Origin of the sequence: Streptomyces sp. NPDC000594 (assembly GCF_040299965.1) — a bacterium.
Taxonomy (GTDB): domain Bacteria; phylum Actinomycetota; class Actinomycetes; order Streptomycetales; family Streptomycetaceae; genus Streptomyces.
Map to the genome: position 1 here is coordinate 322,049 of NZ_JBEPCY010000006.1, position 25,153 is coordinate 347,201.

A 25,153-nucleotide genomic window follows, 5' to 3' on the forward strand; every position below is an offset into this window, starting at 1 on the left:
CGTGATTCCGCTGTCCCGAAGGTGGGGCCTCCTGTTGACGCCGGAGCGGAGAGAAACGTTTTCGCCGAACCCGTGATCACCGGCCGCAATCACCGGTGATCATCACCGCAACCACCGGGGCGGCTCAAGGATCTACCCCCTCAAGGGATCATCACCGATCCGTCGACGAGGGGATACTCCATGGCATTCCGCACCTTCCTCAGCTCCCTGGGCATCAACGCGCCCGAGGTGGACACCCGGCCGGGCCGTACGGTGGTCAGGCCCGGGGAGGAGCTGGGCTTCACGGTCGTGGTCCGGGGCGGCGGCGCGGCGGTCGAGGTCGACCGGCTGCTGGTGGAACTGGTGCTGCGGACCGAGGCGTCCGAGAACTCCGACACCTCCTGGGCCAACCCCGACACCGCGCTCTCCGTCGTGATCGACCCCTTCGAGCTGGCCGCCGGGGAGGAGCGGGTCTTCGAGCGGACCCTCACCGTCCCGTGGACCCTTCCGCTCACCCACGCCCGGGGCACGGCACTGAAGGGGGCGCGCTCCGCGCTCCGTACCACCCTGGAGATCGACAACGCGGTCGACCGGGGCGACTTCGACGAGATCCAGGTGCACGGTCTGCCGGTGCAGGACGCCTTCTTCGCCGCCTTCGAGAAGCTGGGCTTCCGCTTCCATGAGGCGGAGGGCAAGAAGGGCTACGCCCGCCAGCAGAAGACCCGGACGGGCGGCTTCCGGCAGGAGCTGGAGTTCTGGTTCCCGGCGTCGTACCGCTACACAGCGGGGGGCCAGCTGGAGGTGGGGCTCGTCCCGACCGGCCCGGACGAGGTCGAGGCCCTGATCGGCTCGCTGGACCCGGTCTTCTTCACCGCGAAGGAGATGACGGTGGAGAAGTGGGCGGAGTGGCTGGACGCGACCTGCCGCCCGCGCTGGGCGAACTGACCCGCGCCCCGGTCCCGCAGGATGGTGTGGTCCGGTGCGGGACCGGGACCGGCGTCACCGAATCGGCGCCCGGATCGGTGGATTCCGCCCCGGCGGTCGCCCCGCCTGCCCCACAATCACCGCATGACACAGGCACCATCCCTCTCCACCCCGTCCACCGCCGACGTGACCGACGACTGGACGGCCCTGCTCACCCACGCGTTCGAGCTGCTGCTCGACCGTCCGCTGACGGAGTACGACCCCGACGCCGAGTACGCCGTCTACCTGGACGGCAACTTCATCCACGAGATCGACTTCGACCGCGATCCGGCCTGGGTGGCCCCCGCCGCGCTCAGCGGCGCCGAGCCCGTCGTCTGGGACTATCCGCCGTACGACCTGGGCGAACCGGCGATACGGCTCGACGCGTCCCGCTCGGTCTACGAGATCACCGGCGCCGGGCTGCCGCCGGCCTTCGCGGCCGATCTGGCGGCGGCCTGCTTCACCGAGGGGCTGATCAGGGGCGCGGACCTGGCTCCGCTGCTGACGCGGCACGGGATCGACCTCAACGGCCCGGACTTCCCCGGCGAGTGGGCCGTCCACCTCCACCGGATGGTCTCGGACGGCACCCTCTTCGACGCGATGCGGGTCGCCACCGGTCTCGGACATGGCCCGGAGAGCCTGCTGGAGTACGAGGGGGAGGCCGACGAGGAGTGGACGGAGCGGCTGGCGGCCGTCCCCCACCCCGGGCTCCGCGCCCATCTCGCCTTCTTCTGCACGGACGGTGCGGAGGGCCTGATGTTCTACCCCGGTGACCGGGAGGACGACGAGAACTTCACGGGGTTCGCGGACTGTGAGGAGATCGCCCGCTGGGACGAGGGCCAGAACCAGTTCGAGTTCGCCGTGGTCAGGCTCAGCGACACGGTCGCCGGGCGGCCGACCGACTGACCGACTGACCGACTGACCGGCTCGCCGGCCGACCGGCCGAGGCTGGCCGACCGACCGGCTGGACGGCTGATCCCGGGGGCCGGAGGGGGGAGGTCCGGCCCCCGGGAAGCTCTGTCCCGGGCCTGGGGGCGCCCGGGACCGGCCCGCCGCCGGTGCGTCGGCGGGCCCGGGGCCCGGGGATCGGATCCGCTCGCCGACGGATCCGGGGCCCCGGGGGTCTCTAGCCCGCCGCCGGGGCGTCGCTCGGGCGGGCGAAGCGGACGCCGCCGACCCGCTTGCCCTCCGGGCCGCCGACCGGCCGCAGCGGGTTCAGCCGCATCCGCAGCGACGCCACCTCGCGCTCCGCCAGATAGGAGAGCATCTCCGGCTGGTCCCCGACGACGACCGGGATGCCCACACAGTTCAGCATCGGGATGTCGGAGGTGTGGTCGCCGTAGGCGTAGCACTCGGACGGGTCGACGCCGGGGTGCGCGGCGAGCAGGGCGCGCACCGCGGTGGCCTTCGCCTCACCGATCACCGGGACCTCGACCTCGCCGGTGTAGTGGCCGTCGCTCGACAGGGGCCGCGTGCACAGCAGATGGGCCGCGTCGACCCGTTCGGCGACGGGGGCGAGGAGGGCCGGGAACGAGCCCGACACCAGGACGATGGCGGCACCCCGCTCACGGTGCTCGCGCAGGGCGGTGCGGGTGCTCTCCAGGAACAGCCCGGCCGCGTCCCGCTCGGCGAACCAGCGGGCCGCCAGCTCGGCCACCCGGGCGACCGACTCACCCGCGTAGAGCGAGTAGTAGTAGCGGTTGATCTCCTCGCGCGGTACGCCGGCGTCCGCCTTGGCCTGGACTTCCCCGCGGATGCGGAGGTACTCGGCCGCGCCCTGGATGCCACGCTCGGCGGTCAGGCGGTACTGGAGGAAGTCGAACATGCTCTTGCAGTTGATCAGGGTCTCGTCGACGTCCGCGAAGACCAGGTAGGAGGGCGTGGACATGGCTCCGGCTCCTTCGTGCGACGCACGGTCGCGGCCATTGCTGAGGGGGTCCCGGACCGGATGGTCCGGCCCGGGAGGGGTGCGCGGGCGACGGGGGGCGGTACGGGGTGGGGTGACCGGAATCCCGGACGGGGGGTACCCGGAATGCGGTGCTTCCCCGCTCCGTACCGCCTGTTCGCCGTCTCCGACGGTGTGCGGTTCCGCAGGGCCCAGGGTCCTTCTCTCGGATCAGGCTGGATCCGGAGGACAGGGCCTAACTCCTCATCAGGGCCGCACCCGTCGCCATCCCGCCGCCGAAGGCGAGCAGCAGCGTCAGCCCGTCACCGGTGAGGGCGTCCCGGCGGAGCGCGTCGTCCAGGGTGATCGGCACCGACGCCGACGCGGTATTGCCGTACCGGTCGATCGTGCGGTGGACCGTGACGTCCTCGGCGAGCCCCAGCGACGGCACTAAGGCGTCCAGGATCACCCCGTTGGCCTGGTGGGCCACCAGATGGCGGACCTGCCGGCCGTCGACGCCCTGTTCGCCCAGGAAGTCCTTGACCGCCAGCGGGACCTCGCTGAGGACGAAGTCGCGGACGCCCGCCCCGTCCATCCGGAAGTGGTCGCCGGGCTCCATGTGGATCAGCTCGCCGAGATGGCCGTGGCTGCGCATCCGGGTGGCGAGGATCTCCCCGTGGCCCCCTTCCTCGTCCGGGCCGAGGACGACCGCGCCCGCTCCGTCGCCGAAGAGCACCACCGTGCGGTGGTCGGTGGGGTCGATGATCCGGGAGTAGATATCGGCCCCGATGACCAGCGCGTACCGTCCCGCGTCACCGGTGGCGAGCATGCCGCGCGCGGTGGCCAGGGCGTACAGGAACCCGGTGCAGACGCCGTTGATGTCGACGGCCGCGGCGCCGGTCGCGCCCAGTGCGTGCTGGACCGCGGTGGCGGTGGGCGGCTGGGGCCGGTCCGGGGTCGAGGTGGCCAGGACGATCAGGCCGACCTGCTCCGGCTCGATCCCCGCCCGCTCCATCGCCGAGCGCGCGGCGAGGGTGGCGGCGTGTGCGGTGGTCGTCTCCGGGTCGGCCCAGCGACGCTCGACGATCCCGGTCTTACGGGTGATCCAGCCGCTGGGGCCGCCGGTCCGTGCGACGGTCTCCTCGTTGGTCACCACCCGCTCGGGCAGCCACGATCCGGTCCCTATGACGGCGCTCACCGGGCTGTCTCCCGCTCAAGAGCACGCGAGGCCACCGGCAGGATGTTGGTGAGCAGGGCGACCAGGGTGCCGATGATCAGCAGGGTGAAGTGGACCATCTGGACCGGGCCGAGGTGGAGCCAGTAGCCGAAGTAGAGGCCGCTGATGAGGAAGCCGGCGAAGAGGAGCAGGAAGAGCACGAGCGAGTGGTTGACCCGGCTGATGTACGCCAGGAGGCTCGGCGAATCTGATCTCAAGGCCTGCACGCCGGTGGCGACCGCGCGCCACATCAGGGCGACCGTGGCGAGCTGGTAGATGATCACCGCGATCAGGGCGGGTGCGGCGAGTTCATTGGGCAGGGCCCGCCATTCCAGGCCGTTGCCGCGCACCGGATCGTCGATCAGGGCCTCCATGTTCATGGTGGCCTGGAGGAGGGCCTTGTTGGTCCCGAAGTCATTGATGTTGTTGATCGCGATCAGGGTCAGCCAGGCGGTGACACCGGCGAGGAGCACGACCGAGAGCAGCAGCAGTCCGCTGCGGTTGTGGATTGGCTTGGCGGTGGCCGGCTTGGCTTCGGTTGGGCTGCTGAGGAGAGCGGTCACGAAGGACTCCATTTCATCCGGCCCGGGTGCTCGGGCCGTGATCGGGTGTGCGGTGTGTGCGGTGTGCGGTGTGCGGTTACAGGGCGCCGGGCGTGGTGGAGATGAGTGCCCGGGTACGGGGAAGGGGTCAGGCGACGGCGACGGTGGTCTCGGCATCGCCGCCCAGCGCCTTCGCCACCGCGGCGGCGGCCAGCCGGTGTTCCTTGGGCGCCAGCCGGGCCGCGTCGTACGCGGTGAAGGTGGTCCGCGCGTGCGCGGCGCGGCTGCCGGCCTGGTGCAGCTCCTGGTCCACGGTGAACTTCAGCTTCGCCGGGTCGCTGGTGTCGGACTCGGTCACGACGCAGGTGATGTCCGCGTCGAGGGGGAAGAGGAAGTTGTCGAAGCTGATCTCCATCGAGTGCCAGATGTAGTAGTACTTGCGCTGCGGCCACTGCGCGGCGACGAACTTCTCGCAGAACGCGATGAACATCTGGCGGAACGCCTCGATGGCGACCATGCCCTGGACGTGCTCGCCGGTCTGGTGGTCGAGCAGCAGCTCATTGTCGGAGTGCAGGCGCAGTCCGGCCCGGTAGGTCTGGTCGTCCTGCCGCTGCAACCCGGCGACCAGGACGTTCGCCTCGCGGTACTTGTGGGCCTCGGCCCGTGCGGCGATGACGGGGTTGTTGGGCTGCATCAGGATCTTGCGGCTGAGACCGGCGCGCTCCAGGGCGGAGCGGATGTAGCCGCGGTCGAACTCGTCGATCCCCTGCCCCTCCCACAGGAGCATGGGGCCGGCCAGGTCGTCGTAGGTTCCCGAACCGACCGCCGACACAAAGCTGCTGACGGTGCGCACTGACTCGTGCCGGGCGAAGGCCGCGAAGCGGTCCCCCACCAGGCAGACGCTCTTGAGACTGTGTTCGGACATGGCTCCTCCGATAAATCGGGTGGTTACGGCCTTGTGAAAACCTGATGGCAGGCCGCGGAAACATGACGGTCCGCTGGCGGAGGTGACACGTTTCGCCAGAATGAGTGAGATGGTCGATTACCAGCCACAGGACACAACGATGTGCTGGGCTTCTACCGATCAGCGGCGATGGGGGCCTGGTCCCCAAAGGTGGTCAGCCTTATGGGGACTGGCGCCGCGACCTGCGACGGAACAAAGAATGCACGCTTGTTCCGCAGCGGCGTAAGGGGTTCGGATTTCACGGCGTGTCGGCGATTTTCGGCAGCCCGCACACAAAAGCGGAACCTCGCCATCCACGGAAATCACAGAGTCGTGAAAAGCATGGGAGTCACAGGGTGTGGGGACCCCGTGCAGACCACACGGACACATGACGCAGGAGCGCCCGGCGTGTGGAGATGGCCTTGCGGACGCGGCGGTGCGTACGCAAAGGACTAAGGAATCGTTAAATCCGCATCAGGAACGCCGAGTTGGCCGCGCCGGAGCAGGAGTGTACGCTTGAGAAAGCCTCACCCATTCGGCACGAGACGGCCGAGGGCGACGGCAGACAATTCAGCGGCGCTGGACCAGTTGGCCGGTACACCTGGTCAGGGCGTACCCGACGGAACAGCCCGCAGGGCACCGAAGCACCCAGCTGACCTGGTCGTTTACTGGAGCGGCCCGGTCTTTCGCTACGCAGAACACAGATCCCCCCACGGGTCTATCAGCACTGTCCCCCGTGCTGTATCAGCACGGTCCCCTGTCGCGGGAGCACTTCCCTTTACTCCTCGCGACAGGTGGAACTTTGCCAAACATCTAGTTGGTTGGCAACCCCAAGTGACACGCGCCACGCAATTCACATGAGCTACTCCGGTGCCCCGGTCGAGCGAATTCCTTTCACCAGGCCAGATGCCAGGTCCACGACAGCACTTCGGATGACTTCAGCCGAATCCTCCGCATCCAGGCGGGATCCGATGATCAATCTCGCCAGCTGAGGCACCGCATTCGGCCAGGCGGCGAGGCCGATGAGGGACAGCAGCACGACCGCCGCCCCCGGACCGGGCTCCACACCGAGCCGGCCCGCCAGCGCGTCCACCTTCAGGGCGTAGCCGTCGGCGCGCCGCTCCTCGCCCGGAAGCTCGCTCCCGCCGCAACTCAGCGCCTCCCACAGCAACAGCCGCAACAGCTCCGGCCGCTCCCGGTGGAAGTCGTACACCGACCCCACCCAGGCCGCGATGTCATCACCCGGCTTGCCCACCTGTTCGGTCAGCTCGTCCATCGCGGCACTCACCGTGGACGCGAACAGCCCCTCCTTGCTTCCGAAGTGGCCATAGACCCGCTCCTTGTTGACGCCGGCCAGCTCCGCGATGCGGTCGACCCGGGCCCCCGCCACCCCCAGGGCGGCGAACTCCTGTCGAGCCGCTGCCAGGAGCTTCTGCCTCGTAACGGCTGTATCTCTTGCCATGCTCACACTTTACCCAACCAACTAGTTGGCTATCTCTTGACATCCAACTAGTTGGTTGGTCTCATATGAGCCATGACAACCGACTCGAACGTGACGCCACGGTCGGCCTTTCGGGTCGGTGCGCCGACCCCCGCGCCAGGCGCGACCAGCGCCCAGGGCGCCTCCCCCGCCCCCCACACCCCGGCCCCGGTCACGGTCTCGACCGGGGCCGGGTCCGGGACCGGCACAGGGACCGGCGCGACAGACACCGGAGCCGGGACCGGTACAGGGATCGGCGCCGCGAGCACCGGAGCCGGGACCGGGACTGGGACTGCCGGGACCGGCTCCGGGTCGGCGTCCTTCGCCAGGACCGTGCCCGCCCTCTGCGCCGTGGGCATCCTGGTCGTCGGGCAGCTCTACACCCTCCTCCCCGTCCTGGACGAGCTGGGCGGCTCCTGGTCCACGACCACCTCGGCGGCCGGCTGGGCCACCACCGCCTTCGGCTTCGGATACGCCGCCGGATTCCTCTTCTCCGGCCCCCTCTCCGACCGCTTCGGCCGCCGGAAGCTCATCGTCACCGGGCTGCTGCTCACCGCCCTCGCCACGGTCGCCGTCACCCTGGCGTCCAGCCTCGCGGTGGGCTGCGCCGCCCGCGCCGTCCAGGGACTGGCGGCGGCCACCTTCGCCCCCGCCGCCTTCGCCTATATCGCCGAACGGATCGAACCCACCCGCCGGGTCGCCGCCATGACCTGGCTGACCAGCTCGTTCCTCTCGGCCGGAGTCCTCGGCCAGGTCTTCTCCCAGTCCGTGGCCGACGCCTGGAACTGGGAAGCCGTCTTCTATATCTGCGCCGCCGCCATGGTCGGCGGAGCGCTCCTGCTCCACACCACGCTCCTCCCCGACCGCGCCAGTGCCGCCGCCTCCGCCCTCGACGCCTACCGGGCCATGGGCAAGCTGCTCACCAAGCCGTCGCTCGTCCTGTTCCTGCTGACCACGGTCACCCTGCTCTGCGGCTTCGTCGCCGTGTACACCGCGCTCCAGCTCATGGGCCCCGCGTCGCTCTCCGACCGGCCCGACGCGATGCTGCTCCTGCGGGCCAGCTCGCTCCCCGCCATGGTGCTGGTCCCGCTGGTCACCCCCTTCCTCGTGAAGGTCCCCGCCGCCCAGCGGGTGATCGGGGCGCTGCTCCTGGCGGGCACGGTCAGCGGAATGACGGCCCTGCTCGCCGCCGGGGACGGCCTCTCCCCCGTGGGCCTGGGCGCCCTGCTCTTCGTCTTCGTCTTCGGTATCGCGGTCACCGCCCCGGCCCTGGTCGAGGCCATCGCCTCCCAGGCGGGACCGGCCCGCGGCGCGGCGGTCGCGCTCTACACCTTCACCCTCTTCGTCGGAGCGAGCCTCGGCCCACTGCTGGCGACCTCCGCCGGGGACAGCTTCGCGACCGTCTCCACCGTGATCGCCGGAGTGCTCTGTGCCGGAGCGGCGCTGGCGGCCACGGGTCAGTACCTGCGCCGCTGATCCGCCGCGGGTGCTCCGGCCGGACCGGCCCGCTCCCCCGGGCCCGGTCCCCGCCGGAGCACCCTGCGGCACCGCGCACCACCGCCGCCACCGCACGGAAGGCCCTCACAGCAAGGAAGGAACGTCACACCATGCGATCCCGGATCATCATCCCGGCCCTCGCTCTCGGCGGAGCCGTCGTGCTGGGCACGACGCTGCTGGTCAACGCCGACGACAGCGACGCGACACCGGCCGCCGCCAGCTCCCAGCTGACCCGCCCGCCGGGCGCGCCGGCCGCGGACTCCGCGGAGAAGGCGCAGGAGAAGAAGCAGGAGAAGAAGAACGTGAACACAGCACCCCAGGGCGGCAAGGAGACCGACGCCGCCGCCGAGCGGGCCGAGGAGTCCCTGAAGGACGCGGGCCTCTCCATCCCGGACGGCTGGAAGCCCGTGCAGGTCCGCGCGGAGAAGCACGAGAACAACGACGTCACCGTCGTCCGCTACGAGAAGGGCGCCGAGCGCACCATCGGCGGTGAGCACATCACCACCGTCGTGGACGGCGAGGGCACCCTCCTCGGCTACACCCGCAACACCCTGGACGCGGCCAAGTCCACCGTGCCCGAGGAGGACACGGCGGAGAAGGCGGCCTTCGACTGGATGGGCCGCTTCGTCCCCGAGCACTCCAAGGGCCTCTCGGTCCAGTGGGTCGCCAAGCACGACGAAGAGGTCCACGACGCGTCCGGCAAGAAGCACATCATCTCGGGCGCCAAGGTGAAGAGCCACCACGACAACGGCCTCTACACCTGGGTGATCGTGGACCAGGACGGCGAGGTCCTCTCGTACGAGCGGGACATCCGCTGGGACGGCTCCGAGGGCCGCCGCGCCACCCAGATGTGGCTCCACGACAAGTGGATCGAGGCCCACGAGGGCACCGGCCCCCAGCAGGCCGCGCCGTACGCCCGCGCCTGACCCCCATCGCACACCCCACGCCGAGAGAAGGGCGACGCCTGTGAGCACCGTCGGAACCACCGCACCGAGATCGGCCGCCCACGAGAGAAGAACCGCCGGCCCCTCGGGCCCGGTCCGGGCCTCCCTCGACCCGGCGTTCTGCACCTGCGGCTGCGCGGTGGCCACCTGGTCCATGCCGGATGTCCCCCACCATCCGCCGGACCACACCGGCCGCACCGTGAAGCGGCACCACTCGGGCACCGTCTGATCCCGGCGGTATCCGATCGCCGGTCCCGGCAGCGGGCCATTCATCCCCCGCGGCTCCTGCCGGGACCGGTCCCTACCCGTCTCCCCCTCTCCGGTGGGGAGGCGGGTTCCGCCGTTCCCGGCCGGGTGGCTCGCGCGCGTAGCCTTGACGGCGTCCACCGACACCACCGAAAGGCATGATCATGGCTAGGGCCACCGCGCGTCACATCCTCGTGAAGAACGAGACCCAGGCGCTGGAACTGAAGACCCAGATCGAGGGCGGCGCCGACTTCGCCGAGCTGGCCAAGCAGCACTCCTCGTGCCCCTCGTCCCGCGACGGCGGCGACCTCGGCGCGTTCGGTCCGGGACAGATGGTCCCCGAGTTCGACCGGGTCGTCTTCTCGGCCCCGGTCGGCGTGGTCCAGGGACCGGTCAAGACCCAGTTCGGCATGCACCTCGTCGAGGTCACCAGCCGCCAGGACTGACCCCGCGCGACGGGCCGCACCACGCGAGCGCCCGAAACGGCAAGAGCCCCGCCGGTCGACCGACCGGCGGGGCTCTTCGTGGACGAACGCCTACACCTCGGCGGTACGGGCGAGGCCGACGAGGCCGGCGAAGGCGGCCGCCGAGACCATGAGGACGGGGCCGCCGGGGGTCTTGCTGTCCCGGACGGGGACGGTGCCGGTGGTACGGGCGTGGGCGGGGGCCCACTCGACGCAGGCGCTACCACCGTTGCTGCTGTACGAGGACTTGGCCCAGCCGGGGTCGGGCGCGGCGCTCACAGGCTCGTGCCTTCGTCGCGACGGGCCAGAGTGACCAGGCCCGCGAACGCGGTGGTGGAGACCATCAGGACCGGGCCGCCGGGGGTCTTGCTGTCCCGGACCGGGACGGTGCCGGTGGTACGGGCGTGAGCCGGAGCCCACTCCACGCAGGCGCTACCACCGTTATTGCTGTACGAGGACTTGACCCAACCAAGGTCAGGGGTGGTGCTCATCAGGAATTGCCTCCATCACGGACCGGAGAAAGTCGATCGACATCTTCGGGGGCAGTGCGGCAGCACTAAGCCGATCGTAGCGCCGGACCCGTTCCATGACGACCTCCTTGTCCTCCAGCAACGTCCCCGTGGTAATGGATTCCTCGTAAGCCACTTGCTGCCCGCCCTCCAGGGTGCAGAGCGAGAGCAGGCCGCCCACCAGCGAGTGATTGCCGTGGCTGAATGGAATCACCTGGATGCTGATGGACGGCCTCTTCAGCGCGCACTCCAGCAAATACTTCAGCTGCTCACGCATCACAGCCGGACTGCCACATGGCCGACGCAGTACCGCTTCGTCAAGGATCACCGCGTACTCCGGCCCGCCCTCTCTCAACAGCCGCGCCTGTCGGTCCAGTCGAGCCGCTACCAGCTTCTCGATTTCCTCGGGCTTCGCCATGGGGTTGCCGATGGTGAACAGCACTCGCGCGTACGCCTCGGTCTGGAGCATGCCCGGCACGATCTGCGGGCTGTACTCCTTGATGACGACCGCCCGCCCTTCCAGCTCCATCAGGCGCTTGAACCTGTCCGGGTGGATCTCGTTGCGGGCGACCCCGAACAGGTCGCGGAACTCCTTGCCCGCCTCGAACAGCGTGTCGAGCTTCGGCGGAAGCTCGGGCGGGATCATCTGCTCCGCCGTCTCGATGCGCGCCAGCTGGCTCCTGCTGACTTGAACCTTTCCCGAGAGCGCTTCGAGGGACCAGCCCTTGCCCTCCCGCCGTTCCCGCATCTTCGCCCCGAACAAATGTCGGGCACTTCGATCGGGCGTCAGATCCTTTGACCGGGCCATGCGCAACCCCCTTGTCTCAGCGCGGCTTTAGGGACACCTGATGCTGGAGTCAGCAGGTCCCGACAGGGATGATGGCATTGCGACAAGGAAGTCATCTACCGGTTCGGGGAAAATTCCTTCCCCGACTCCCCCCGAAGAAAGAGATCCCGCCACCCTTCACTCGAATGGCCCACTCCGCTATCAGGGCCGTGACAACAGAACCACGTTTTCGGAACACCCCCGCACATCAGAGGGAGGTGGGCGTGAGCCAGCCCACGCCCCGGAATTCGGTATTCGCGGATTTCAACGTTCTCCGATATCCGCCCTGCGAATGCCCGGAGCCCGACTGTTCGTTGAAGAGACCCCCACAACAGGAGACTGACGAGTCCCCCACTCTCGTCAGCATCCGCGAGCGCGTACAGGCCGACCTCGAACGCCGTCGGCTGTTCGGGAACTTCGGCCGGTGAGGCCGGGAAGGAGCGGGACCCCATGAAGCACCCCGTGAGGCGCCGCAGGTATCACCGGTTCGAGTCGATCGTGGGCGCGGTGACGACGCTCGCCGCGTGTTCGCTGTCGGTCGGGTTCATAGCGTGGGGCCTGGTCGACAGGCTCTGACCCCGACGACGTACTCCCCAATCCCCCCAATCCCCGCCTTCCATGGCACCGGACGGTTCAGCGGTGTTCCTCTCACGGGCCATGGAAGGCGGTTCGATCCGCCGTCCCCCGGGACGGCGTCCTCCGGCCCCAACCCCTGCCCGGGGCCGGGGGGTTCGAGGGGCCCCGGCCGTTCCCCCGCCGATCAGTGGCCGGGGTCCCTCACATCAGCCCTTCGGGGGACACAGGGTCCTCCGGGATAGGGATGATCTCCTGATCCCGCGCACCTAGATTTCCCGGCATGAACAGAACTCGACGTACTGCCGTCGCCTCGCTGGTCACCCTGGCGTTAACACTGCCGCTCGCCGGAGCCGCCCCCGCCTGGGCAAACGATTCGGCGGCGCCCTCCCCCGTACCGGCACTGCCCCTCGTACCGGAATCAGCGTCCGCAGCCGCACCCGTACCCGTACAGGAGAAGGCCGGACAGGAGCGGCTGGAGCTGCCGCGTCCGACGGGGCGGTACGCGGTGGGGGCGAAGACGCTGTCGCTGACCGACACGGAGCGGACCGATCCGTGGGTGCCGGAGTCCGGGGACCGGCGGCTGCTGGTGGATCTGCGGTACCCGGCGCGGCCCGGGGGCGGTCCCCGTACCCCGTACATCACGGTGGAGGAGGCACAAGGTCTGCTGGAGCGGACCAGTACCCATCTGCTGATCCCCAAGGGGAACGCGGAGCTGCTGGCCGCGACCCGGACCCATGCCAGGGAGGGGGCGCGGCCGGCGAAGGGGAAGTTCCCGCTGGTGGTGCTGTCGCCGGGGTTCACGCTGCCCCGGACGACGCTGGGGCTGCTGGCGGAGGAGCTGGCGAGCCGTGGGTATGTGGTGGCGTCGGTGGACCACCCGTACGAGTCGGAGGCGACGGCATTCCCCGGGGAGGGGGTGCTGCCGTGTGCCGCCTGCCGGAAGGTGCAGAACGACGAGGTGCCCATCCGTGCGGTGCCGGAAGGCCGTTCCCGGGATGTGTCGTTCCTGCTGGACCGGCTGACCGGGCGGGAGCCGGTGTGGCGGCACGCGAAGATGATCGACCGTAAGCGGGTCGGGATGGCCGGGCACTCCATCGGCGGGAACACCGCGTCGCGGGTGATGGAGGAGGACCGCCGGGTGCGGGCGGGGGTGAACATGGACGGCGGGTTCTTCGCCCCCGTACCCGAGGACGGGCTGGACGGGCGGCCGTTCATGATGCTGGGGAGCGAGGATGCGGCGCCCGGAGGGGCGTTCACCAACTGGGACTCGACCTGGCCCCGGCTGGACGGGTGGAAGCGCTGGCTCACCGTGACCGGGGGGCATCACTTCAGCTTCCTCGACGGGCCCGCGCTCGCGGACCAGGTGGAGGGGGCGCCGGTGTATCCGGGGGTGCCGTCGGGGGAGCGTTCGGCGGCGATCACGCGGACGTATGTGGGGGCGTTCTTCGACCGGCATCTGAAGGGGCTGAAGCGGCCGGTGCTGGACGGGCCGTCGCAGGGGAACCCGGAGGTGGTGTTCCACCGACCGTGAGCCCGGGCGGGGGGCCGGACCTTCGCGGTCCGGCCCTGTCGGACGCGGTCCACTTCCGGTGGGGCGGCGGGGCGACATCTCCCATGTGGTTCTTGAACTGTACGGATTCCATGGTGGATGCCCTTTCGGCAATGGCATTCGACCAGCCGGGCAATGGGTGATTTCGCGCCCCTGACAGGATGGCTCCGGGACAGTTCCTTCCCCTTACAGGAGAGGCTTTCTCTGCGAGACTTTCTGCCATGAGCAGTGATGCGCACTCCGGCCACTCCCATGAGCTGGGGGAATTCCTCAAGGCCCGGCGGGCGGAGGTCAGCCCCCGGACGGTGGGGCTGCCGGGGACCGGGGCCAAGCGGCGGGTGAAGGGGCTGCGGCGGGAAGAGGTGGCGCTGCTGGCGTCGATCAGCACGGATTACTACACGCGGCTGGAGCAGGGGCGGCGACAGGCTTCGGCGCCGGTGCTGAATACGCTGGCGCGGGTGCTGCTTCTGGATGACGAGGAGCGTGCGTACCTTTTCGAGCTGGCGGGAAAGGCGGGCGCACGACCGGCGCGGCGGGCGGCGCAGAAGGTGCAGCCGCAGTTGCGGCGGCTGCTCGATGAGCTGGTCACGACCCCGGCGATGATTCTGGGGCGGCGGATGGACATTCTCGCCTGGAATCCGATGGCGGCGGCGCTGCTCACCGATTTCTCGAACATTCCCGAACGAAATCGAAACTATGTGTGGCTGGTCTTCTCCGACCCGGGGGTGCGGGAGCTGCACACGGAGTGGGAGAGCACGGCGCGGGCGTGCGTGGCGATGCTGCGGATGGAGGCGGGGCGCAATCCGACGGACCAGCGGCTGGCGGCGCTGGTGGGTGAGCTGTCGGTGCGGGACGACGACTTCCGGCGGTGGTGGGGGGAGAACCGGGTGGCCTCGCGGGGCCGGGGGAGCAAGGTGCTGAGGCATCCGGTGGCGGGGGAGCTGACGCTCGACTGGGACGCGTTGGCGTGTGCGGACGATCCGGAGCAGCAGCTTGTGGTGTGGACGGCGGAGCCGGGGAGTCCGTCGTGGGACGGTCTGCGTTTTCTGTCGTCGTGGGGGAGCAGCACGAGCCGGACGCGCTCGGGGTGATCGGCCGCCTGGGGGGACGGCCCGCGCCCGGTGGCCCTCTCCTCCACCGGGTGCGGATCCGTGCGGTGTGTCAGACGAGCCAGATCTCCAGCTGGTGGGGGCCACCCGGGTAGCCGTTGCAGCGGAAGACGGCGGTGTTCCCCATGGCCACCCACCTGTTGCCCGCCTGGAGGCAATCGCCGAAGGAGGCGTAGGTCCCACGGTCCGACCAGAACCCGGTGGTGGGGGCGGCCTGGGCGGCGGGGGCGGTGAGCAGGGCGGCGGCTCCCAGGAGGGAGGCGGTGACGGCGGTGGTCGCGAGGGCGCGGCGTATGGGCATGGGTGGGTGTGCTCCTTCGTCATCAGTCGCATCGGTGATCACGGTGGCGCTGGCGCAATGCTTCCCGTCACGTAGGCCGCAAAACAATAGGAAGTGCACATTCCGATTGGTCTGGACCAGATAGTGGACGATCATGCCCTCGGAAGCCCTGCCTCTCCGTCGCGGTCTGCCCGCACCATCTCAGCCTGTCCGGCGATTGAGGACGGACCTCGACCCCGAGACGGCTCGGGCACACGTCGGGGCCAGCCCCGAACCCCGCTCCTCAAACTCCCCCAGACTCCGTCCGGGGGGACCCCCACGAGGCTGATTTTTGGCCCCCGCGCCTCAAGCGCCGGAGAGGCTTGGTTTACCTGCCAGGTGAAGGCGGACGTACTCCGCTCGGGCTGCCGGCGGCGCGGGGCCGATCAGGGTGAAGCCGGTCTTCGTCAGCACGCGGCCCGAGGCCAGGTTGGCGGGGTGGTGACGGGCGCCGAGGGAGGTGAAACCGGCCACGGTGAAGGCGAACGCGACGAGCTGGTGGACGGCGCTCGTCGCGTAGCCCCGGCCCCAGCAGTCCTCGCGCAGGACATAGCCGACCCGACCATGGCCACCCGGTCGACCCCACCGACCCGTGAGTTTGACGATGCCGACCACCTCCCCGGCCTCGTCCACACCGAGGACATATCGCTCGACAGGTTCGACCGTGGCCGACTCCCGTGCACGGGCGACGTACTCCTCAGCCTCGGGGCCGGTCATCGCGGGGCGTCCCAGGAATTCGACGGCGGCCCCGCTGTAGACACGACGGACGGCCGGGGCGTCGGAAGGCAGAAGGGCGCGGAGGCTGATCATGAGGTGGTGAGGAGGGCCACCAGCTCGGCGGCGGACGGCCGGTCCCCCGGGGCCGGTGCCAGACACGCGCGGATCGCCTCCTCGAACTCGGGGAACGCCCAGGGCCGGACGCTGTCGAGCGGCGGCACTGCGGTCGCCGCGATAGCCCTGAGCTTGTCCTCGCGCGGGACCTCGTCCTCGTAGAAGACCGGTCGGTGCCCGGTCCAGCACCAGAAGAGTGAGGCGCCCAGTGCCCAGATGTCGGCCGGTGGCTCCGCCCGGATGTGGACGTCGGCGGCGGTGGAGAGGATCGCGTCCGCGATCTCGGGGGCGGTGGTGTGGGTGAGCGCACCCCGGTAGGGGAGACGCAGCTCGTCGTCGGGGCCGCAGGCGAGGGCGTAGTCGATGATCGCCGCAGTGCCGTCGCTCGCGATCAGGGTGTTGGTGGGCTGGACGTCGGCATGGGTCCACCCGGCGGTATGCATTCGCGCCAGCCGCTCGGACCAGCTGCGGGCGACGCCCAGAAGCCACGGCCGTACCGAGGGACGGTCCCCCTCCGGCCCCCGCGCCGGGGCGAACGCGCGCCAGACCGGGACGCCGTCGATCCAGCGCACCGCGAGCCACCGGCCACCGGCCCAGGCTCCGGCGTCGACCCGGTAGCCGGGGTTCAGCGCGCCCGCGTCGACGAGACGGACGAGGTGGCCGTCCTCCTGGGCCATCTCCCTGGCCTTGTCGCGTGAGGTGACCGCCTCGGGGTTGTTCGCCTTCAACGCGACGGCTCCCCGGAGGCCCTCGATCTTCCACGCCCGCGAGCCGCGCCGGTCGCTCAGGAGCCGGGTCGTGAAGGGCTCGCCGACATGGTCCCCGAGGAGGCCGATGGCTTCGGCGGGGGGAGGAAGCGCTTCGCCCATGTGCGGATCTCCGTCCAGTCGGATGGGATGCCCTCGAAGACGTCCCGGCCGTCGTCGTCGGCCACGGCGAGCGCGGCGGCCAGGTCGGGGGTCGCCTGGAGGAACCTCGGGTCGCGGCGGCGGATCGCGGCTCTCACGGGGAGGAACGAGACCGGGGCAGCCGGGGTGTGCTCCCCGGAGCAGGGATTTCCCTCCTCACCGGCGGAGAACTTGCCGAACATGATCCCGACGGGACCGTACAGGTTCTTGAGGACCCAGTGCGGCCACGCCAACAGGTCACGGCGCCGGGCGGCCTCGCCCAGGATGACGATGTTCTCGCAGCGCAGGAACCCGTACGGCCGGTGACGCAACGGGCGCAGCCACTCGGCGGCCCGCGCCCCGGCATGGAACAGTTCGGCTTCCACCGCGTCCGCCCCTCCGTCGGCACTCGCGTCAGTGCTCGCGTCAGCGCGGTAGACGGTCCAGGTGGTCAGTCCGCGCTGGACAGAAGGTGAAATATAGGGACAGTGGACCATCATCCGTTCGACGTAGCCGCTGATGTCGATGGACCTCGGCCCGGTGGTGGCCGCCTCGATCAGGCGGAGCGCCCCTGCGGTCGGCCGGGGCACTCCGCCGGAGTGGGTGAGGATCACCGTCCGACCGACAGCTCGTCGTCGCCGTCGCCGTCCCCGGTGGTGGGGACACAGTCCCACTCGGCCACGACCTCGCCAGTCTCCTCGTAGCGGGCGAGCGCGGCCTTGTCGAGAACGCCGTCGGCGTCGGTGAACCAGATCCCGGGCAGCGGCCCGTACTCCTCCTCGTACACGGCCACCCAGGAGATCGGGCCGGAGCCGTTCGTCTCGCGGTGCCCGAGAACGGTACCGGCGTGCTCGATGCTGAACGCCGCGTACCCGGGGATGGTGAGCATCCGGTGCCACACGGCGTCCACGGCCCGGGAGAACATCCCGGCGGGGCCCTCGCCGTTCTCGAACCGCTGTCCGGCGATGGCCAGGAAGCGGCCGAGTTCCCGGCGTTCGGCGGTGGTACTCATGGTGGTGCTCCTCTCTCGGGCGTGTGACCAGTGAACGACGATCCGTTACCGTCTCCCAGAGCGGACCCCGCGCATCGGCCGGGCGTTTTCCGCGCACCGGGTGTCGCGGGCAGGGAAGGTGCTCTTCTTCGTGAGGGGAGACCGATGACGTCAAGACGCAGACGTTTCGCCGAGCGGCGCGCGGCACAGGGCTATTCCCAGGAGGAGTTCGCCGAAGCGCTCGCGGTGGCCACGTCCACCGTGATCCGCTGGGAGGGCGGCCGCGCCACACCACAACCGCACCAACGGCCCAGGATCGCGGGCCTGTTGGGAGTCACCCTCTCCGAACTGGAAAGGCTTCTCGTCGACGAGCGGCCGGTCGAAACGGCAAGGCCCGACCCGCAACCCCTCTTCCACGGTGATGATGACGACATGAAGCGCCGCAATGTTCTGGGCCTGCTCGCCGTCACGGGCGCGCTGGTCACCCTGCCCGGTTCGGACGAGGCTCCCCGAGGACCTACGGCGGCACTCCTGGAGACGGGAGAGGATCCGCATCGTGGACTGTGGCAGGTCTTCACTCTCTCGGACTCCAAGCGGACCGTCTTCCCGGCGGTCCACACGCAGCTCGGCATCCTGACGAAGGGCTTGGCCGACGCGGGCACCGAAGCGGGTCGCGCCCGGCTGTGCGTACTGACGGCCGACCTCTACCAGCTCGCCGGTGAACTCTTCTTCGACGCCAACCGGTACACCGATGCCGCCCAGTGCTACACGCTGGCCGCCCACGCGGCCCATGCCGGGGGTGACGACGATCTCTGGGCCTGCGCGCTGACCCGCCACGCCTACGTCGAGCTGTACGCCCGCCGCGCGCCCGCCGCCCTGCCCCTGCTGGCGGCGGCCTCCCGGGTCGCTCGGCGGGGCGACAGCGCACTGGCCACCCGGCACTGGGTCGCCGCCGTCCAGGCCGAGGCGTACGCGACCATGGGCGACTTCGACGCCTGCGTGCGGGCCCTGGCCGAGGCCGAGGAGGTGCACACCCTCGACGGCGACTGCCACAACGGCGGCTGGCTCCGCTTCGACGGCTCCCGCCTCCCCGAGGAGCGAGGCGCCTGCTACCTCCGGCTCGGCCGCCCCGACCTCGCGGAGGACGCCCTCACCTCAGCCCTCGCCCAACCCCTGTCGCTGCGCCGCCGCGCCGCCGTACTGAGCGACCTGGCTGCCCTCGGGGTCCACCGGCGCGACGTCGACCAAGTCGTGGAGTACGCGGAGGCCGCGATGGGCCTGGCCGGCCGGTCGGGGTCGGGGTTCATCGGTACGAAGCTGGACGGGCTTCGCGGGCGCCTTGCCCCACTCCTGTCCGATGGCCGAGTCTCGGACCTGGATCACCGAATCGCGGCGCTTTCGCGTACCGCGCGACGAGAGGGACACGTACATGAGTGACGGCCGGATCTTCCGCGAGGCGTGGATCGCCGGTGTGACCAAGCACTACCCCGGTGAGCCGAAGGCCGGCTACGTCACACCGTGGGACGGGACACCCGCGTGGGAGCGCGCGGCCGCCGCCGCCGTGTACGGGCAGGTGCGCGACTTCATCAGGGTCAGTGAAGGGCACGCCGCACGGCTCACCCGTGAGCAGAAGGGCCGCTTCGTGGCGATCTGCTGGACCGCCCAGATGTTCAAGCACTTCGAGGACCCGAAGCCCGGCTATGTCGCCGACTGGGCCGACCTGCCTGTCTGGCAGCGGGAGACGGATTCGGACATCTTCGAGCAGATCGAGCAAACCGTCTGAAGCGGGCCGGGCCAGGCTCCCGGGGGGTCAGTTCATGTAGGCGTAAAGGCGGCGGCCGTGGGTCCGGGCGTGGGTGGCCAGGGAGGAGAGGGCCGTCAGGTGGGCCACCGCGTCGGAGGTGGACATGTCCTCGCCCGAGGCGCGGCGGAGGCGGACCCAGGCGTGGGCGACGCGTTCGCGCTGGGCGCGGTCCGCGCGGGCGAGGTGGGTGACGAGGGGGTCGGGGACGACGAGGACGCGGCAGCCGTCATGGGTCGCCTCGGCCGGCTCCGGGGGCGCGGTGCGGCGCCAGCGGGAGCGGACGGAGGTGTTCGCGAAGAGGGCCTGCCAGGCCGCCATCGCCGCCTCGGGGTCGTAGTCCACGGGCAGCGCCGCAGGCCCGCCGTCGGCGCCGACGGCGGGCTCGCTCTCGGCCGTCACCGTGTCCTCCGGTGCGACAAAGAATTCCGCCCAGTACTCCATCCGCGCATCATGCCTGTTCACATCGGTTCTTGACCAGGGGATCCACGTGCTCCCCAGGCTCCTGTCGGTGGCGACCCCTACGATCCGCCCATGAGCATGATCGGAGAGTATGCCCGCTTCACCCCCGCTGAGCTGGACCGGGCGGTGCGGGACCCGGCATGGGCATGGGAGTTCGTGGAGGAACTCCTGTACGCGCCCGAGGACGGGACCGCCCCGCTCCAGGGACCGCCCCGGGGGCGGCTGCACGACACGGGGAAGATGTGGCACGCCCTGGAGTTCCTGCTCGACCGCCACCACGTCCCCGTGAATGTCGTCCATGGCGAGCGGGAACTGTCCGGCGCCGAGGACTGGGGGTACGGTCCGCCCCGGCTGATCGTCCCGGAGCGGGTGCGGACGGCCGCCGAGGCGATGGCCGCGATCACGCCGGAGGGCCTGATAGCGGGGACCACCCCGGCGGACCTCGCGGCGGCGGGGATCTACACCTTCGAGGGCGGCGGGGACGAGACCCTGGACGACGCGGCCCACGCGTACCAGCGGCTCGCCGCCTTCTTCACGGCCACGGCCCGCCTCCGGCACGGTCTGCTGGTCTGGATCGACTAGGAACCGGCCGGATCGACGTGCCGCTCCCGGACCATCCTGCGGGCGGCGGCCACCCGCGAGAAAGCGCCGCCCGTGGCACGTACCGCTAAATTCTGTTCATGTCAGTGATCACCGTCCTGGTGGCCGACGGAGTGCCGGGCCATCAACTGACCGTCCCGTCCATGGTCTTCGCCGCCGCCACGCACGCCTTCCCCCGGGTGCGGTACGAGGTACGGGTGGCCGCGCCGGGCCGGGCGGTGACCACGGGTGAGCCGCCGCTGAGCCTGGTCACGCCCTGGGGGCCGGAGGCGCTGGACGGCGCCGACACCGTCCTGGTCACCGGATACACCGCCTACCGCGAGCCGCTGCCGCCGGGCACGGCTCGGGCGCTGCGCGCCTGCGCGGACCGGGGCTGCCGGATGGCCGCGATCGGTACCGGGGTCTTCGCGCTCGCGGCCGCCGGGCTGCTGGACGGCCGCCGGGCGCTCACCTCCTGGCCGCACCAGCGGGAGTTCGCCCGGCGCTTCCCCCGGGTGCGCGCACGGAGCACCGGTGAGCCGACCGTCGCGGACGGCCCCTTCCACACCTCCGCCGGGGTCTTCGGCGGGCTGGACCTCTGCGTCGATCTGGTGGAGCGGGACCACGGGACCCGGGTGGCCGCCGCGACCGCCCGCCGGATCCTGCTGCCCCTGCACGACAAGGTGGTGGCGGACCGCGAGGAGCTGGACCGCGAGGCCGGCGACCGCCTCTCGGTGGAGGAGACGGTGCGCTGGCTGGAGGCCCACTTCCACCGTCCGCTCACCCTCGCGGACATCGCCGGGCACGCCCGGATCAGCGTCAGCGGGCTCAACCGCCGCTTCCGCGCGCGGACCGGTCTCTCACCGCTCCAGTACCTGCTGGAGATCCGGCTCCACGAGGCACAGTTGCTGCTGGAGAACACCGACGTACCCGTCGAGCGGATCGCCCTGCGTACCGGTTTCGGCTCCCCCGCCAATCTGCGCCACCACTTCCAGCGCCGCACCGGCACCGCACCCCGTACCTACCGGACCGCGCACCGCGCTCTGACGGTGTCGCTGACCCGGGACGAGGAGAGCTGAGGCCGCCCGCTGGACCTACTGGACACACCGGAGCCACCGGAGCCGGCAGGGGAGCAAGGGCTACCCCCGGGGGGTACCTCAGGCGTCCAGCTTCTCGCGCCACTCCCGCACCGCCGCCGCGTCCACCGGCCCCGACCAGCCCTGCGGGCGCGCCGCGCCGCCGATGTGGAAGCCGTCGATGCCCGCCGCGATCAGCTGCGGAAGGTGGTCGAGGCGGAGGCCGCCGCCGACGAGGATCCGGGCGCGGTAGCCCGGCTCACCCTGGCGGGCCGCCTCGGCGACCAGCGTGGACAGACCCGCGTCCACCCCGGCCGCGGCGCCCGCCGTGAGATAGGTGTCCAGGCCGGGCAGGTCCGCCAGGGACTTGCGCAGGGAGTCCCGGTCCACCGCGCGGTCGATCGCCCGGTGGAAGGTCCAGGCGCAGCCCTCGATCTCGGCGATCAGGCGCTCCACGGTGACCAGGTCCGGGTGGCCCTCCTCGTCCAGGAAGCCGAGGACGAACTCGTCGGCACCCTCCGCGCGCAGCTCGCGGGCGGCCCGTACCAGCGTCTCGACGTCGTCGTGGGTCCCGGCGGAGAAGCCGTCGGCGAGGCGCAGCATGACCCGCAGGGGGATGTCGACGGACTGCCGGATCCTCCCGAAGGTCTCCCGGGACGGGGTGAGGCCGTCCTTGGCCATGTCCGTGACCAGCTCCAGCCGGTCCGCGCCGCCCGACTGTGCCGCGACGGCGTCCGCCGCGTCGAGGGCGATCACCTCCAGGACCGCACGGTTGCTCATGGAAACCCCACTCCTCCTGGAAGACGGAAAACAAGCTGCGCAAATAGGTCTAGTCCAATGCCAAGACTAGTGCGCACCCCCGGAGAGCGCACCATCGCCCCGGTGGAATCGGCGGGATCCGCACAGGTTCCCCACGGGCTTCGGCCACCCGGTGGCGCCACCGGGCCCCCGGGAGGCGCGTTGGAGGGGAAGAAGAACCTCCGGCACTTGCTTTCCATACCTAGAGGGGGTACACATAGAGGCAGAAGAGATACCCCCCAGGGGTATAAATCGCGGGACAGGGAGGAACCGTGGCGCACACAGCCACCCACCAAGAGGTAGAACTCGCCATCGGCGGCATGACGTGCGCCTCCTGTGCCGCCCGTATCGAGAAGAAGCTCAACCGGATGGAGGGCGTCGAGGCCACGGTCAACTACGCCACCGAGAAGGCCAAGGTCACCTTCGCCGAGGGCATCAGCGTCCAGGACCTGATCGGGACCGTCGAGAAGACGGGATACTCGGCGGCACCGCCCCGGCCCAGGACCCCCTCACGGACCGCCGGCGGGGCGGAAGGGGCGGACGGATCGGACGGGGAGCAGCCGGAGGAGGACGACCACGAGCTGCGGACCCTGCGCGAACGCATGATCACCGCGGTGGTCCTCGCCGTTCCGGTCATCGCGATGGCGATGATCCCCGCGCTCCAGTTCCAGTACTGGCAGTGGCTCTCGCTCACCCTCGCCGCCCCGGTCGTGGTCTACGCGGGCTGGCCTTTCCACAAGGCGGCCTGGACCAACCTCCGGCACGGCGCCGCCACCATGGACACCCTGGTCTCCGTGGGTACGCTCGCCGCCTTCGCCTGGTCGCTGTACGCGCTCTTCTGGGGCCACGCCGGGATGCCCGGTATGACCCATCCGTTCGAGCTGACGATCTCCCGCTCGGACGGCGCCTCCAACATCTATCTGGAGGCCGCCGCCGGAGTCACCGCCTTCATCCTCGCCGGGCGCTTCTTCGAGGCCCGCTCCAAGCGGAAGGCCGGGGCCGCGCTCCGCGCCCTGATGGAGCTGGGCGCCAAGGAGGTGACCGTCCTGCGGGACGGCGCCGAGGTCCGGATACCCACCGCCGAGCTGGCCGTGGGCGACCGCTTCGTGGTCCGTCCCGGCGAGAAGATCGCCACCGATGGCACCGTGGTCGAGGGCTCCTCCGCCGTGGACGCCTCGATGCTCACCGGTGAGTCCGTCCCCGTCGAGGTCGCCCCCGGCGACAGCGTCACCGGCGCCACCCTCAACGCCGGCGGCCGGCTGGTCGTGGAGGCCACCCGGGTCGGCTCCGACACCCAGCTCTCCCGGATGGCCAAGCTGGTCGAGGACGCCCAGAACGGCAAGGCCGCCGCCCAGCGGCTCGCCGACCGGATCTCCGGGGTCTTCGTCCCGATCGTGATCCTGCTCGCCCTGGGCACCCTCGGTGTCTGGGTCGCCACCGGCGAGGGCTGGACCGCCGCCTTCACCGCCGCCGTCGCCGTACTGATCATCGCCTGCCCCTGCGCCCTCGGCCTGGCCACGCCCACCGCTCTCATGGTCGGCACCGGCCGCGGCGCCCAGCTCGGCATCCTGATCAAGGGCCCCGAGGTGCTGGAGTCCACCCGTAAGGTCGACACCGTCGTCCTGGACAAGACCGGCACCGTCACCACCGGCAAGATGACCCTGCTCGGTGTCCATGTCGCCGACGGCACCACCGAGGACGAGGTGCTGCGGCTCGCCGGGGCCCTGGAGAACGCCTCCGAGCACCCCATCGCCCAGGCGGTCGCCGCCGGGGCCCAGGAGCGCACCGGTTCCGCACTGCCCACCCCGGAGGACTTCGCCAACATCCCCGGACTCGGTGTCCAGGGTGTGGTGGAGGGCCACGCGGTCCTCGTCGGCCGGGAGAAGCTGCTCGGTGAGTGGGAGATCCACCTGCCCGAGGCCCTGGTCTCGGCCAAGCGTGAGGCCGAGGCCGCCGGCCGGACCGCCATCGCGGTGGCCTGGGACGGCGAGGCCCGCGCGGTCCTGGAGGTCGCCGACGCGGTCAAGGACACCAGCGCCGAGGCGATCCGGCGGCTGCGGGCGCTGGGGCTCACCCCGATCCTGCTGACCGGCGACAACAAGGCCGTGGCCGAGGCCGTGGCGGCCGAGGTCGGCATCGACGAGGTCATCGCCGAGGTCATGCCCGAGGACAAGGTCGACGTGGTCAAGCGTCTCCAGGACGAGGGCCGCAGCGTGGCGATGGTCGGCGACGGGGTCAACGACGCCGCCGCGCTCGCCCAGGCCGACCTGGGGCTGGCGATGGGCACGGGCACCGACGCCGCGATCGAGGCGGGCGACCTGACCCTGGTCCGCGGGGACCTGCGGGCGGCGGCCGACGCGATCCGGCTGGCGCGCAAGACGCTCGGCACGATCAAGGGGAACCTGTTCTGGGCCTTCGCCTACAACGTGGCCGCCCTCCCGCTCGCCACGCTGGGTCTGCTCAGCCCGATGATCGCGGGGGCCGCGATGGCCTTCTCCTCGGTCTTCGTGGTCGGCAACAGCCTGCGGCTCCGCCGCTTCAAGGCCGCCGCCTGATACCTCGTACCCCTGCTGGACCCGCGAGCGGCGGGGTCCGGGCCTCACCGCCCCCGCCCCCCCCCGCGGGGGGGGGTGCACGCGCCCCGGGTTACAGCCGGCCGCGCCGGCGGCCCCCCCGCCCAG

At 70.8% G+C, this 25,153-nt stretch carries 28 protein-coding genes; 13 read left to right on the forward strand and 15 right to left on the reverse strand.

Features of this window, described 5'->3' with window-relative positions; translation table 11 throughout:
• Window positions 1–180: 180 nt before the first annotated feature.
• Both ABT354_RS12695 and ABT354_RS12700 read left to right on the forward strand, forming a co-directional pair.
• Window positions 181–924, forward strand: a complete 744-nt coding sequence (locus ABT354_RS12695; RefSeq protein WP_351492552.1) for a sporulation protein — start codon at window positions 181–183, stop codon at window positions 922–924.
• A gap of 123 nt (window positions 925–1,047) precedes the next feature.
• Window positions 1,048–1,848, forward strand: a complete 801-nt coding sequence (locus tag ABT354_RS12700; protein WP_351492554.1) for a hypothetical protein — start codon at window positions 1,048–1,050, stop codon at window positions 1,846–1,848.
• Window positions 1,849–2,068: 220 nt separating this feature from the next.
• Here the strand turns inward: ABT354_RS12700 and ABT354_RS12705 are convergent, their stop codons facing one another.
• The 5 genes from ABT354_RS12705 to ABT354_RS12725 all read right to left on the reverse strand — a co-directional run bounded on the left by ABT354_RS12705 (window position 2,069) and on the right by ABT354_RS12725 (window position 6,990).
• Window positions 2,069–2,830 (reverse strand): HAD family hydrolase, encoded by a 762-nt coding sequence (locus ABT354_RS12705; RefSeq protein ID WP_351492556.1) that lies wholly within the window; start codon window positions 2,828–2,830, stop codon window positions 2,069–2,071.
• Window positions 2,831–3,083: 253 nt separating this feature from the next.
• Window positions 3,084–4,025: a 3-oxoacyl-ACP synthase III family protein gene (locus ABT354_RS12710; RefSeq protein ID WP_351492558.1), complete on the reverse strand. Its 942-nt coding sequence runs from the start codon at window positions 4,023–4,025 to the stop codon at window positions 3,084–3,086.
• The gene (locus ABT354_RS12715) at window positions 4,022–4,606 is read right to left on the reverse strand and encodes a DUF2165 family protein (protein WP_351492560.1); all 585 of its coding nucleotides are present in this window, start codon (window positions 4,604–4,606) and stop codon (window positions 4,022–4,024) included. Before ABT354_RS12715 ends, ABT354_RS12710 begins: the two co-directional genes overlap by 4 nt.
• 127 nt (window positions 4,607–4,733) lie before the next feature.
• Window positions 4,734–5,510 carry an AfsA-related hotdog domain-containing protein gene (locus ABT354_RS12720; RefSeq protein WP_351492562.1) on the reverse strand — a complete coding sequence of 259 codons (777 nt, stop codon included), beginning with the start codon at window positions 5,508–5,510 and terminating at the stop codon, window positions 4,734–4,736.
• Window positions 5,511–6,390: 880 nt separating this feature from the next.
• On the reverse strand, window positions 6,391–6,990 hold the full coding sequence (locus ABT354_RS12725; protein WP_351492564.1) for a TetR/AcrR family transcriptional regulator: 600 nt from the start codon (window positions 6,988–6,990) through the stop codon (window positions 6,391–6,393).
• A 351-nt stretch (window positions 6,991–7,341) separates the two neighbouring features.
• Here ABT354_RS12725 and ABT354_RS12730 point away from each other — a divergent pair, with 351 nt between their 5' ends.
• The 4 genes from ABT354_RS12730 (at window position 7,342) to ABT354_RS12745 (ending at window position 10,141) form a co-directional block, all read left to right on the forward strand.
• Window positions 7,342–8,484 (forward strand): MFS transporter, encoded by a 1,143-nt coding sequence (locus ABT354_RS12730; RefSeq protein WP_351492565.1) that lies wholly within the window; start codon window positions 7,342–7,344, stop codon window positions 8,482–8,484.
• 131 nt (window positions 8,485–8,615) lie between these two features.
• Window positions 8,616–9,431, forward strand: coding sequence for a hypothetical protein (locus ABT354_RS12735; RefSeq protein ID WP_351492566.1), 816 nt, complete (start codon window positions 8,616–8,618; stop codon window positions 9,429–9,431).
• Window positions 9,432–9,471: 40 nt separating this feature from the next.
• On the forward strand, window positions 9,472–9,678 hold the full coding sequence (locus ABT354_RS12740) for a hypothetical protein (RefSeq protein WP_351492568.1): 207 nt from the start codon (window positions 9,472–9,474) through the stop codon (window positions 9,676–9,678).
• Between the two features lie 181 nt (window positions 9,679–9,859).
• The gene (locus ABT354_RS12745; RefSeq protein ID WP_351492570.1) at window positions 9,860–10,141 is read left to right on the forward strand and encodes a peptidylprolyl isomerase; all 282 of its coding nucleotides are present in this window, start codon (window positions 9,860–9,862) and stop codon (window positions 10,139–10,141) included.
• A 90-nt stretch (window positions 10,142–10,231) separates the two neighbouring features.
• Here ABT354_RS12745 and ABT354_RS12750 read toward each other — a convergent pair whose 3' ends face one another.
• The 3 genes from ABT354_RS12750 to ABT354_RS12760 are packed head-to-tail and all read right to left on the reverse strand — an operon-like array spanning window position 10,232 to window position 11,476.
• Window positions 10,232–10,438 (reverse strand): DUF397 domain-containing protein, encoded by a 207-nt coding sequence (locus tag ABT354_RS12750; protein ID WP_351492572.1) that lies wholly within the window; start codon window positions 10,436–10,438, stop codon window positions 10,232–10,234.
• Window positions 10,435–10,650 (reverse strand): DUF397 domain-containing protein, encoded by a 216-nt coding sequence (locus ABT354_RS12755; RefSeq protein ID WP_351492574.1) that lies wholly within the window; start codon window positions 10,648–10,650, stop codon window positions 10,435–10,437. Before ABT354_RS12755 ends, ABT354_RS12750 begins: the two co-directional genes overlap by 4 nt.
• Window positions 10,634–11,476, reverse strand: coding sequence for a helix-turn-helix domain-containing protein (locus ABT354_RS12760; protein ID WP_351492576.1), 843 nt, complete (start codon window positions 11,474–11,476; stop codon window positions 10,634–10,636). The genes ABT354_RS12755 and ABT354_RS12760 overlap by 17 nt, the downstream gene beginning before the upstream one ends.
• 874 nt (window positions 11,477–12,350) lie before the next feature.
• Here ABT354_RS12760 and ABT354_RS12765 point away from each other — a divergent pair.
• A complete protein-coding gene (locus ABT354_RS12765; RefSeq protein WP_351492578.1) occupies window positions 12,351–13,601 on the forward strand; it encodes an alpha/beta hydrolase family protein in 1,251 nt (416 codons plus the stop codon).
• Window positions 13,602–13,840: 239 nt separating this feature from the next.
• The gene (locus tag ABT354_RS12770) at window positions 13,841–14,710 is read left to right on the forward strand and encodes a helix-turn-helix domain-containing protein (RefSeq protein WP_351492580.1); all 870 of its coding nucleotides are present in this window, start codon (window positions 13,841–13,843) and stop codon (window positions 14,708–14,710) included.
• A 70-nt stretch (window positions 14,711–14,780) separates the two neighbouring features.
• On the opposite strand, the gene ABT354_RS12775 is transcribed toward ABT354_RS12770, so the two are convergent.
• From ABT354_RS12775 to ABT354_RS12795, 5 genes are all read right to left on the reverse strand, one after another.
• Entirely contained in the window at window positions 14,781–15,029 is a 249-nt protein-coding gene (locus tag ABT354_RS12775) for a hypothetical protein (RefSeq protein ID WP_351492582.1), read from the reverse strand.
• Between the two features lie 324 nt (window positions 15,030–15,353).
• Window positions 15,354–15,857 carry a GNAT family N-acetyltransferase gene (locus tag ABT354_RS12780; RefSeq protein ID WP_351492584.1) on the reverse strand — a complete coding sequence of 168 codons (504 nt, stop codon included), beginning with the start codon at window positions 15,855–15,857 and terminating at the stop codon, window positions 15,354–15,356.
• The gene (locus ABT354_RS12785) at window positions 15,854–16,747 is read right to left on the reverse strand and encodes a protein kinase domain-containing protein (protein ID WP_351492586.1); all 894 of its coding nucleotides are present in this window, start codon (window positions 16,745–16,747) and stop codon (window positions 15,854–15,856) included. Before ABT354_RS12785 ends, ABT354_RS12780 begins: the two co-directional genes overlap by 4 nt.
• Window positions 16,663–17,376, reverse strand: coding sequence for a hypothetical protein (locus ABT354_RS12790; RefSeq protein WP_502983402.1), 714 nt, complete (start codon window positions 17,374–17,376; stop codon window positions 16,663–16,665). The genes ABT354_RS12785 and ABT354_RS12790 overlap by 85 nt, the downstream gene beginning before the upstream one ends.
• Complete coding sequence (locus tag ABT354_RS12795; RefSeq protein WP_351492590.1) at window positions 17,376–17,777, reverse strand: hypothetical protein; 402 nt, start codon at window positions 17,775–17,777, stop codon at window positions 17,376–17,378. The genes ABT354_RS12790 and ABT354_RS12795 overlap by 1 nt, the downstream gene beginning before the upstream one ends.
• Before the next feature lie 144 nt (window positions 17,778–17,921).
• On the opposite strand from ABT354_RS12795, the gene ABT354_RS12800 reads away from it, so the two are divergent.
• Window positions 17,922–19,193: a helix-turn-helix transcriptional regulator gene (locus tag ABT354_RS12800; RefSeq protein WP_351492592.1), complete on the forward strand. Its 1,272-nt coding sequence runs from the start codon at window positions 17,922–17,924 to the stop codon at window positions 19,191–19,193.
• The gene (locus ABT354_RS12805; RefSeq protein ID WP_351492594.1) at window positions 19,186–19,539 is read left to right on the forward strand and encodes a hypothetical protein; all 354 of its coding nucleotides are present in this window, start codon (window positions 19,186–19,188) and stop codon (window positions 19,537–19,539) included. The genes ABT354_RS12800 and ABT354_RS12805 overlap by 8 nt, the downstream gene beginning before the upstream one ends.
• Window positions 19,540–19,566: 27 nt before the next feature.
• Here ABT354_RS12805 and ABT354_RS12810 read toward each other — a convergent pair whose 3' ends face one another.
• Window positions 19,567–20,022: a hypothetical protein gene (locus ABT354_RS12810; protein ID WP_351492595.1), complete on the reverse strand. Its 456-nt coding sequence runs from the start codon at window positions 20,020–20,022 to the stop codon at window positions 19,567–19,569.
• Between the two features lie 69 nt (window positions 20,023–20,091).
• On the opposite strand from ABT354_RS12810, the gene ABT354_RS12815 reads away from it, so the two are divergent.
• Together ABT354_RS12815 and ABT354_RS12820 are read left to right on the forward strand one after the other, a co-directional pair.
• Entirely contained in the window at window positions 20,092–20,601 is a 510-nt protein-coding gene (locus tag ABT354_RS12815) for a YfbM family protein (RefSeq protein ID WP_351492597.1), read from the forward strand.
• Between the two features lie 98 nt (window positions 20,602–20,699).
• Window positions 20,700–21,677 carry a GlxA family transcriptional regulator gene (locus ABT354_RS12820; protein ID WP_351492599.1) on the forward strand — a complete coding sequence of 326 codons (978 nt, stop codon included), beginning with the start codon at window positions 20,700–20,702 and terminating at the stop codon, window positions 21,675–21,677.
• Between the two features lie 78 nt (window positions 21,678–21,755).
• Here the strand turns inward: ABT354_RS12820 and ABT354_RS12825 are convergent, their stop codons facing one another.
• A complete protein-coding gene (locus ABT354_RS12825; protein ID WP_351492601.1) occupies window positions 21,756–22,454 on the reverse strand; it encodes a copper homeostasis protein CutC in 699 nt (232 codons plus the stop codon).
• A 338-nt stretch (window positions 22,455–22,792) separates the two neighbouring features.
• On the opposite strand from ABT354_RS12825, the gene ABT354_RS12830 reads away from it, so the two are divergent.
• A complete protein-coding gene (locus tag ABT354_RS12830; protein ID WP_502983403.1) occupies window positions 22,793–25,027 on the forward strand; it encodes a heavy metal translocating P-type ATPase in 2,235 nt (744 codons plus the stop codon).
• Window positions 25,028–25,153 lie beyond the last annotated feature (126 nt).

Excerpts from the sequence above, each read along its gene's own strand:
- ABT354_RS12830 (WP_502983403.1), top strand. The coding sequence starts at position 22,793 with ATGACGTGCGCCTCCTGTGCCGCCCGTATCGAGAAGAAGCTCAACCGG.
- ABT354_RS12745 (WP_351492570.1), top strand. The coding sequence starts at position 9,860 with ATGGCTAGGGCCACCGCGCGTCACATCCTCGTGAAGAACGAGACCCAG.
- ABT354_RS12760 (WP_351492576.1), bottom strand. The coding sequence starts at position 11,476 with ATGGCCCGGTCAAAGGATCTGACGCCCGATCGAAGTGCCCGACATTTG.
- ABT354_RS12720 (WP_351492562.1), bottom strand. The coding sequence starts at position 5,510 with ATGTCCGAACACAGTCTCAAGAGCGTCTGCCTGGTGGGGGACCGCTTC.
- ABT354_RS12695 (WP_351492552.1), top strand. The coding sequence starts at position 181 with ATGGCATTCCGCACCTTCCTCAGCTCCCTGGGCATCAACGCGCCCGAG.
- ABT354_RS12755 (WP_351492574.1), bottom strand. The coding sequence starts at position 10,650 with ATGAGCACCACCCCTGACCTTGGTTGGGTCAAGTCCTCGTACAGCAAT.
- ABT354_RS12735 (WP_351492566.1), top strand. The coding sequence starts at position 8,616 with ATGCGATCCCGGATCATCATCCCGGCCCTCGCTCTCGGCGGAGCCGTC.
- ABT354_RS12775 (WP_351492582.1), bottom strand. The coding sequence starts at position 15,029 with ATGCCCATACGCCGCGCCCTCGCGACCACCGCCGTCACCGCCTCCCTC.
- ABT354_RS12820 (WP_351492599.1), top strand. The coding sequence starts at position 20,700 with ATGTCAGTGATCACCGTCCTGGTGGCCGACGGAGTGCCGGGCCATCAA.
- ABT354_RS12770 (WP_351492580.1), top strand. The coding sequence starts at position 13,841 with ATGAGCAGTGATGCGCACTCCGGCCACTCCCATGAGCTGGGGGAATTC.
- ABT354_RS12765 (WP_351492578.1), top strand. The coding sequence starts at position 12,351 with ATGAACAGAACTCGACGTACTGCCGTCGCCTCGCTGGTCACCCTGGCG.
- ABT354_RS12795 (WP_351492590.1), bottom strand. The coding sequence starts at position 17,777 with ATGAGTACCACCGCCGAACGCCGGGAACTCGGCCGCTTCCTGGCCATC.
- ABT354_RS12825 (WP_351492601.1), bottom strand. The coding sequence starts at position 22,454 with ATGAGCAACCGTGCGGTCCTGGAGGTGATCGCCCTCGACGCGGCGGAC.
- ABT354_RS12805 (WP_351492594.1), top strand. The coding sequence starts at position 19,186 with ATGAGTGACGGCCGGATCTTCCGCGAGGCGTGGATCGCCGGTGTGACC.
- ABT354_RS12705 (WP_351492556.1), bottom strand. The coding sequence starts at position 2,830 with ATGTCCACGCCCTCCTACCTGGTCTTCGCGGACGTCGACGAGACCCTG.
- ABT354_RS12700 (WP_351492554.1), top strand. The coding sequence starts at position 1,048 with ATGACACAGGCACCATCCCTCTCCACCCCGTCCACCGCCGACGTGACC.
- ABT354_RS12785 (WP_351492586.1), bottom strand. The coding sequence starts at position 16,747 with ATGGGCGAAGCGCTTCCTCCCCCCGCCGAAGCCATCGGCCTCCTCGGG.
- ABT354_RS12800 (WP_351492592.1), top strand. The coding sequence starts at position 17,922 with ATGACGTCAAGACGCAGACGTTTCGCCGAGCGGCGCGCGGCACAGGGC.
- ABT354_RS12725 (WP_351492564.1), bottom strand. The coding sequence starts at position 6,990 with ATGGCAAGAGATACAGCCGTTACGAGGCAGAAGCTCCTGGCAGCGGCT.
- ABT354_RS12780 (WP_351492584.1), bottom strand. The coding sequence starts at position 15,857 with ATGATCAGCCTCCGCGCCCTTCTGCCTTCCGACGCCCCGGCCGTCCGT.
- ABT354_RS12815 (WP_351492597.1), top strand. The coding sequence starts at position 20,092 with ATGAGCATGATCGGAGAGTATGCCCGCTTCACCCCCGCTGAGCTGGAC.